The organism is Allostella sp., assembly GCF_041913585.1.
Taxonomy (GTDB): Bacteria; Pseudomonadota; Alphaproteobacteria; order ATCC43930; family Allostellaceae; genus Allostella.
Map to the genome: position 1 here is coordinate 22,146 of NZ_JAYSFE010000056.1, position 7,615 is coordinate 29,760.

The window sequence follows — 7,615 nt, forward strand, 5'->3', positions numbered from 1 at the left end:
ATCGAGGAGCCCGCGTTCGGTCTGCCTCAGGCCCGCCGTCGCGTCCGCCGCGGCGGCGCGCAGGAGTCGCGGACGATCAGGCGCGGCGGCAGGACGATGTGCCGGAGGCCCGGCGCCGGTGCATCGCCGAGCCGGTCGAGCAGCAGGGCGACGGCCTGGGCGCCGATCGCGTCGGTCGGCTGGGCGACCGTCGTCAGCCGCGGCTGGAACGCCTCCGCCCAGTCGAAATCGTCGAAGCAGGCGACCGACAGGTCACGCGGGCAGTCGAGCCCGATCTCGGCCACCGCCCGCATCATGCCGATCGCCATCAGGTTGTTGCAGGCGAAGAGCGCCGTCGGCGGCTCGGGCGCGCGCAGCAGCTCGAGCGTCGCCGCCCGGGCGCGGTCCTGGCGGAACGCGCCGTCACGGACGAGCGCCGGGTCGAACGTGATCCCGGCCTCGTCGAGGGCGGCGCGATAGCCCGCCACGCGCTCGTCGCTGGCCGACACCCCGGCCGGACCGCTCAGGATCGCGATCCGGCGATGTCCGAGGGACGCGAGATGTCCGACCGCCTCGCGAGTCCCGGTCCTGCCGTCGACCGTGACCGCATCCAGCGGCAGGTCCGGGATGGTGCGGTCGACCAGGACCGTGGGGGCGTCGAGCATGCGGCGCACCTGCTGACCATAGTCGCGGCCGAACCCGACCGGCATCAGCATCACCCCGTCGGCGCGCTGGGCGCGCAGCAGGTCGAGATAGGTCCGCTCCTTGGCCGGGTCCTCGTCGCTGTTGCACAGCATCAGCGTGTAGCCGCTGGCATGGGCGGCCGCCTCGACCGCGTGGACGACGGCGGTGGTGAAGGGATTGGTGATGTCGGCGAGCAGCAGTCCCAGCATCCGCGTCTCGCCGCGGCGCAAGCTGCGGGCGACGGCATCCGGCCGATACCCGACCTCGGCGACCGCGGCATGGACGCGCTCCGTCAGCGCCGCGCTGACCGGGGCGCTGCCCGTCAGCGTCGCCGAGACGGTCGCCGTCGACACCCCCGCGACGCGAGCGACGTCGCGGATCGTCGCCTTGCGGGAAGCCTTGCCAAGCCCGTGCGGATTTGAAACGATCACGACCTCCGAAACGATTAGCTAATCGTTACGGAATGAAGACAGTCGCCGTCAATCGCGAGCGGACGAAAAGTCGAGCGGGGGAACACGGGCTTGGAAGGGACGGCATGACGACCGCGTCGGCGCGCAATCCGCATGGCCGCACCTCGGGTGCGAGCGGCCGCGGGTCGGTCGCGATCCGCGGCCTGACCAAGAGCTTCGGCCAGACGCCGGTCCTCCGCGGGGTCGATCTCGACATCGCCGACGGCGCCTTCCTGACGGTGCTGGGGCCGTCCGGCTGCGGCAAGTCCACGCTGATGCGCATCATCGCCGGCCTCGAGCTCCAGGACGGCGGAACCGTGGCCATCGGCGGCGGTGCCGTCGACGGGCTGCGACCCGACCAGCGCGACATCGCCATGGTCTTCCAGTCCTACGCGCTCTATCCGCACCTCACCGTCTTCGACAACATCGCGCTGCCGCTGCGCATGCGCCGCCTCGACTTCGCGCGCCGCCTGCCGCTGGTCGGCCGGCTGCTGCCCGGCGTCGCCGCCACCGAGCGCGAGATCGCGGCCGCCGTCCGCCGCGTCGCCGAGGTGCTGCAGATCCAGCCGCTGCTCGCCCGCAAGCCGGGGCAGCTCTCGGGCGGCCAGAAGCAACGCGTCGCCGTCGGCCGCGCCATGGTGCGCGAGCCCCGGGTGTTCCTGATGGACGAGCCGCTGTCGAACCTCGACGCCGAGCTCCGCGTCCACATGCGCGCCGAGATCGCCCAGCTCCACCGCGAACTCGGCACCACCTTCATCTACGTCACCCACGATCAGGCCGAAGCCATGACCATGTCGGACCAGGTCGTGGTGATGATGGAGGGCAGGCTGCTCCAGGTGGCACCACCCTCGGCGATCTACGAGGATCCGGAAGACATCCGCGTCGCCCGCTTCGTCGGCAGCCCGCGCATCAACGTCCTGCCGGGCCGCGTCACCGGCCGCGGCGGCATCGACGTGCTCGGGATCGAGGTGCCCTTCGCCGGCAGCCTCGCCGCTGGCAGCCCGGTCCAGGTCGGCTTCCGGCCGGCCGCCGCGGGCATCGCGCGCCACGCCGGCGAGCCCGGACTGGCGGGCACCCTCGCCTATCGCGAAAATCTCGGCTCCGACCTCTTCCTCCATGTCGCGCTGCCGGGCGGCGAGGCGCCGGTCGTCATCCGCCACGACCCGGCCGAGATCGAGCGCTTCCCGATCGGCGCAGCGGTGACGCTGCCGCTCGCGAATGCCCGCGTCCTCGTCTTCGATCCGGCCGGCCGGCGGGTCCGCCCGCTCGCCGCCGGGGCCGGGGTGCGCCGCGATGGCTGACGGCATCCGTCGCCGCCGCCTCGCCGAGGCGCTCGCCGCCCTCTCCCTGTCCGGGCCGGCCGTCTTCCTGATGGTCCTCTTCCTGATCGGGCCGCTCGTCGTCGTCGCGCTGCTGTCCTTGACCGACTACCAGCTCGGGGCGGCGTCGCTGCGCTATATCGGGCTCGGCAACTACGCCGAGATGTTCGCCGACCGGGTGTTCCAGCGCTCGCTCCAGAACACGCTCGTCTATGTCGCCGTCGTCGTGCCGGCGTCGGTCGGGCTCGGGCTCGGCGCGGCGTTGCTGATCGAGGCCGGAACGTCGCTCCGCGCCTTCTACCGCGCCGTCTACTTCCTGCCGGTGATGGCGACGCTGATCGCCATGGCCATCGTCTGGGAGTTCATGCTCCACCCGACGCTCGGCCTCGTGAACCTGACCCTGCGGGAGTTCGGGATCGAGGGCTACAACTGGCTCCAGGACCGCCGGACCGCCCTCTTCACCCTCTGCGCCATCGGCATCTGGCAGAGCGTCGGCTTCAACATGGTGCTGTTCATGGCGGGCCTGACCGCCATCCCGGGCGAACTCTACGAGGCCGCCGCCGTCGACGGCGCCCGCACCGGCATCGACCGCTTCCGCACCGTCACCTGGCCGATGCTGGGGCCGGTCACGCTCTTCGTCGTCGTCATCACCGCCATCCGCTCGTTCCAGGTCTTCGACACCGTCCAGGTGATGACCAAGGGCGGTCCGAACCGGGCGACCGAGGTGCTGCTCTTCACCATGTACCAGGAGGGCTTCTCGTTCTTCCGCACCGGCTACGCCGCCGCGGTCACCGTCGTCTTCCTCGCCTTCGTGCTGGCCCTGTCGCTGCTCAAGACCTGGGCCATCAACCGCCGGGTGCACTACGCATGAGACGGCGCCCCCTCGGCCCGGCCGGAGCCGTCCTGCGCCACGCCGTGCTGATGACCGGCGCCCTGCTGATGGTGACGCCCTTCGCCTGGATGGTGCTGACCTCGCTGAAGCCGCAGGCCGAGATCCTGGTGGCCGAACTGCATTTCCTGCCGACGCGCTGGGCCGCGGCGGAGAACTACACGATGGCGATGACGCGGGTGCCGATGCTCCGCTTCCTCGTCAACGGCGTCGTCGTCACCTCGGCGATCTTCGTGCTGCAGGTGCTGGTCAACCTGCCCTGCGCCTATGCGCTGGCGAAGCTGCGCTTCCGCGGCCGCGGCGTGCTCTTCGCGGTGATCCTGCTCTGCCTGCTGATCCCGCACCACGCGACCGCGATCCCGATCTACATCCTCTTCCACCAGATGGGCATCCTGGACAGCTACTCGGCCCTGGTGCTGCCCTTCACCATCTCGGTCTTCGGCATCTTCCTGATGCGCCAGTTCTTCATGACGGTACCCAACGACCTGATCGACGCCGCCCGCGTCGACGGGCTCGGCGAGTTCGGCATCGTCTGGCGGATCATGCTGCCGACCGCGATCCCGGCGCTGGTCGCCTTCGCGATCTTCTCCGTCGTCGCCCACTGGAACGACTATTTCTGGCCGCTCATCGTCGTCGGCAGCGAGGAACTCTACACCCCGCCGCTCGGCGTCGCCTTCTTCCGCCTCAACGACCAGGGAACGGAGTACGGGCCGCTGATGGCAGCGGCGACGATCGTGATCCTGCCGCTCGTCCTCGCCTTCCTGATGGCGCAGCGCAGGTTCATAGAAGGGATAACATTCACCGGTATGAAGAGCTGATCCGCAGCCGCACCAACGGGAGGACTAGGATGAAACTCGCCTGCATGATCGCCGCCGCGACGCTCGCGCTGGCGGCACCCGCCATGGCCCAGAAGACCCGGATCGAGGTCCAGTACCCGCTGGGCTTCATCTTCGATCCCGTGTTCAAGGACATCAAGACGGAATTCGAGAAGTCCAATCCGGAATACGAGGTCTTCTACCGCCCCGCCTACAAGGAATACGAGGACGCGGCCCAGACGGCACTGCGCCAGTCGATCACCAAGCAGCTTCCGGACGTCTCGTTCCAGGCGATCAACCTGCAGCGCATCTTCGTCGACCGCGGCATCGCCCAGGACCTGACGAAGCTCATCTCGGCCGAGAAGGACTGGAAGGGCCAGGGATACTCGGACTCGATGATGGCGCTCGGCACCTTCGGCGGCAAGCCGTACGGCCTCGCCTTCGCGGTCTCGACCCCGATCATCTATTTCAACGAGGACCTCGTCCGGAAGGCGGGCGGCGATCCCGAGAAGTTCCCGAACACCTGGGAGGGGATCTTCGACCTCGCGAAGAAGATCCAGGCGCTCGGCAACGACACGGTCGGGCTCTACCACTCCTGGACGATCACCGGGAACTGGATGTGGCAGGCGCTCGTCATGTCGCACGGCGGCACGATGATGTCGGCCGACGAGAAGAAGGTCGCCTTCGACGGCCCCGGGGGCCAGCAGGCGATCGATCTCCTCGGACGGATGATCGGCGAGGCCAAGATGCCCAACCTCGCCCACGAGGCGGCACGGCAGAGCTTCTTCGCCGGCAAGGTCGGCATCTGGACCGAATCGACCTCGCTGCTGCGCGTCGCCGACGACGGCGTCGGCGGCAAGTTCAAGTGGCGCACCGCCGTCTTCCCGGTGCCCGCCGGCGACGGACGCCTGCCGACGGGCGGCGCCGCGGCGCTGATGTTCGCGACCACGCCCGAGAAGCAGAAGGGCGCCTGGGCCTTCATGAAGTACGTCTCCGGCGCCGACGGGGCGACCCTGATGGTGAAAGGCACGGGCTACATGCCGCCCAACTCGCTGCCGGCCGACGACCCGAACCGGCTCAAGCCCTTCTACGCCACCAAGCCCAACCACCTGACGTCGCTGAAGCAGCAGAAGTACATGACCGGCTGGTACGCCTTCCCCGGCGACAACGGCCTCAAGATCATCGCCGTCATCAAGGACCACCTGCAGAGCGTCGTCGACGGCTCGACCCAGCCGCGCACCGCGCTCGCCGCCATGAGCAAGGACGTGCAGGCACTGGTTCCGAAGTGATCCCGCCCGCCCGAGCGATGCTCTAATGTGCTGGAGGGGCCTTCGGGCCCCTCCTTCCACGTCCAGCCCTTCGGATCCCCGCGCCGATGAAGTTCATCCACGTCACCGACACGCATCTCGTGCCGCCCGGCGAACGCCTCTACGAACTCGACCCGGCCGAGCGGCTCCGGCTCTGCATCGCCGACATCAACCGCAACCATCCGGACGCCGCGCTGGCGATCTTCACCGGCGACCTCTGCCACCGCGGCGAGGCCGGCGCCTACCGGGTGCTGCGCGAGTGCCTGTCGGAACTGCGCCTGCCCTGCCACCTGCTGCTCGGCAACCACGACGACCGGGCGAACTTCCAGGCGACCTTCCCCGAGGCGCCGCGGGACGAGAACGGCTTCGTCCAGTTCACGGTGGAAACCGAGGCCGGCCTCTTCGTCTGCACCGACACCAACGAGCCGCGGGTCTCCTGGGGGGTGCTCTGCGAGAAGCGGCTGGCCTGGCTGCAGCGGACGCTCGACGCAGCGGGCGACCGGCCGGTCTACCTCTTCCAGCACCACCCGCCCTTCCCGGTGAAGCTGAAGCGCATGGACGAGATCGCGCTCCAGCAGCCCGAGAACTTCGCCCGCGTCGTCGCCGGCCGGCCGAACATCCGGCACTTCTTCTTCGGCCATCTGCACCGGCCGATCGGCGGGTCCTGGCGCGGCATCCCGATCACCACCATGCGGGCGACCAGCCATCAGGTCGCGCTCGACTTCGTGACCGCCGGCAAGGTGCCGGGCAGCCACGAGCCGCCGGCCTATGCCGTCGTCTTCGCCGAGCCCGACCAGACGATCGTCCACTTCCACGACTTCCTCGACCAGAGCGCCACCTACTTCCTCTGAGGCGGCCGCGATCGCGGGCGGTCGTGGCGGCGGCTCACCAGGCGGTGTAGCCGCCGTCGACGGAGAGGACGGAACCGGTGACGAAGCTGGCGGCGTCGCTCGCCAGGAAGAGCACCGCCGCGGCGATCTCGGCCGGCTCGCCGACGCGGCCCATCGGCGTCATCTCGAGCCAGGTGCGCTTCCAGTCCGGGTTGGCGAGGCCGCCCTTGGTCATCTCGGTGCCGATATAGCCGGGCGCCACCGCGTTGACCCGCACCCCGCAGGGCGCCCACTCCGCCGCCAGCGAACGCACCAGCGCATGGACTGCGGCCTTGGAGGCATTGTAGGCCGCCTGCGGCTGCGGCTTGTTGACGATCAGCCCCGACATCGAGCCGAGGGCGACGATGCTGCCCGACCCGCGCCGGACCATCGCCCGGCCGAAGGCCTGGCAGGACCAGAAGACGCCGTCGAGGTTGACGTCCATCACCTCGCGCCACTCGTCGGCCGGCGTCTCCTCGGCGTTCGAGCCACGGGCGATGCCGGCATTCGCCACCAGGATGTCGACATGGCCGTGGCGGGCGAGGATGTCGGCGGCGGCGGCCTCGACCTGGGCGCGGTCGCGCACGTCGAGGCGGAAGGTCTCGACGCCCGGCGCCGGCTGCGGCTCGAGGTCGCCGACGATGACCCGGGCGCCCGCCTCCTGGAACGCTTCGACGATGGCACGGCCGATGCCCCGGCCGCCGCCGGTGACGACGGCGACGCGGCCGTCGAGCTGGAAACGCTCGCGATACATGCTGGGCCTTCTCCCGATGGACTGCGGCTCGGCGTTGCGCTTCGATGCCGGCGCCGACTGTACCAGAGGAGGAAGCGCGATGACCAAGCCGTCGGGGTTCGATCCCCGCAGCGTGCCCGAGAGCAACTCCACCGGCTATCCCGAGCCCTATGCCGCGCGGGCGCGCAAGCGCTGGTACCGCCGGCTCGGCGACCATGCCGGCCTCAGCCATTTCGGCGTCAACCTCGTCCGGCTCGAGCCGGGCGGCCGCTCGTCGGAGCGCCACTGGCACCGCGAGCAGGACGAGTTCGTCTATGTCCTGGAGGGCGAGACGGTGCTGGTCACCGACGCCGGCGAGGAACTCCTCGGTCCCGGCATGTGCGCCGGCTTCCCGGCGGGTGCCGCGAACGGCCACCATTTCCTCAACCGCTCCGGGCGCGACGTCGTCTTCCTCGTCGTCGGCGACCGGACGCCGACCGAGGAGGCGACGTATCCCGACATCGACATGCACGGCCGCACCGGCCCCGACGGCCGGATGCGCTTCACCCGCAAGGACGGGTCGGCCTTCTAG

The 7,615-nt window shown here is 69.9% G+C and carries 8 protein-coding genes; 6 read left to right on the top strand and 2 right to left on the bottom strand.

The genetic code is table 11. The annotated features are described in order from the left end of the window. Nucleotides 1-26 precede the first annotated feature (26 nt). The gene (locus ACE3Q3_RS12480; protein ID WP_374446514.1) at nt 27-1,094 is read right to left on the bottom strand and encodes a LacI family DNA-binding transcriptional regulator; all 1,068 of its coding nucleotides are present in this window, start codon (nt 1,092-1,094) and stop codon (nt 27-29) included. Nucleotides 1,095-1,198: 104 nt separating this feature from the next. Here ACE3Q3_RS12480 and ACE3Q3_RS12485 point away from each other — a divergent pair, with 104 nt between their 5' ends. The 5 genes from ACE3Q3_RS12485 (at nt 1,199) to ACE3Q3_RS12505 (ending at nt 6,293) form a co-directional block, all read left to right on the top strand. Next, nucleotides 1,199-2,413, top strand: coding sequence for an ABC transporter ATP-binding protein (locus ACE3Q3_RS12485; protein ID WP_374446516.1), 1,215 nt, complete (start codon nt 1,199-1,201; stop codon nt 2,411-2,413). Next, a complete protein-coding gene (locus ACE3Q3_RS12490) occupies nt 2,406-3,302 on the top strand; it encodes a carbohydrate ABC transporter permease (RefSeq protein ID WP_374446519.1) in 897 nt (298 codons plus the stop codon). Before ACE3Q3_RS12485 ends, ACE3Q3_RS12490 begins: the two co-directional genes overlap by 8 nt. Then, on the top strand, nt 3,299-4,138 hold the full coding sequence (locus ACE3Q3_RS12495) for a carbohydrate ABC transporter permease (RefSeq protein WP_374446521.1): 840 nt from the start codon (nt 3,299-3,301) through the stop codon (nt 4,136-4,138). The genes ACE3Q3_RS12490 and ACE3Q3_RS12495 overlap by 4 nt, the downstream gene beginning before the upstream one ends. A gap of 29 nt (nt 4,139-4,167) precedes the next feature. Further along, complete coding sequence (locus ACE3Q3_RS12500; protein ID WP_374446524.1) at nt 4,168-5,424, top strand: ABC transporter substrate-binding protein; 1,257 nt, start codon at nt 4,168-4,170, stop codon at nt 5,422-5,424. A gap of 86 nt (nt 5,425-5,510) precedes the next feature. After that, entirely contained in the window at nt 5,511-6,293 is a 783-nt protein-coding gene (locus ACE3Q3_RS12505) for a phosphodiesterase (RefSeq protein ID WP_374446526.1), read from the top strand. A gap of 34 nt (nt 6,294-6,327) precedes the next feature. Here ACE3Q3_RS12505 and ACE3Q3_RS12510 read toward each other — a convergent pair whose 3' ends face one another. Continuing rightward, complete coding sequence (locus ACE3Q3_RS12510; RefSeq protein ID WP_374446528.1) at nt 6,328-7,065, bottom strand: SDR family NAD(P)-dependent oxidoreductase; 738 nt, start codon at nt 7,063-7,065, stop codon at nt 6,328-6,330. A gap of 79 nt (nt 7,066-7,144) precedes the next feature. On the opposite strand from ACE3Q3_RS12510, the gene ACE3Q3_RS12515 reads away from it, so the two are divergent. After that, on the top strand, nt 7,145-7,615 hold the full coding sequence (locus tag ACE3Q3_RS12515) for a cupin domain-containing protein (protein WP_374446530.1): 471 nt from the start codon (nt 7,145-7,147) through the stop codon (nt 7,613-7,615).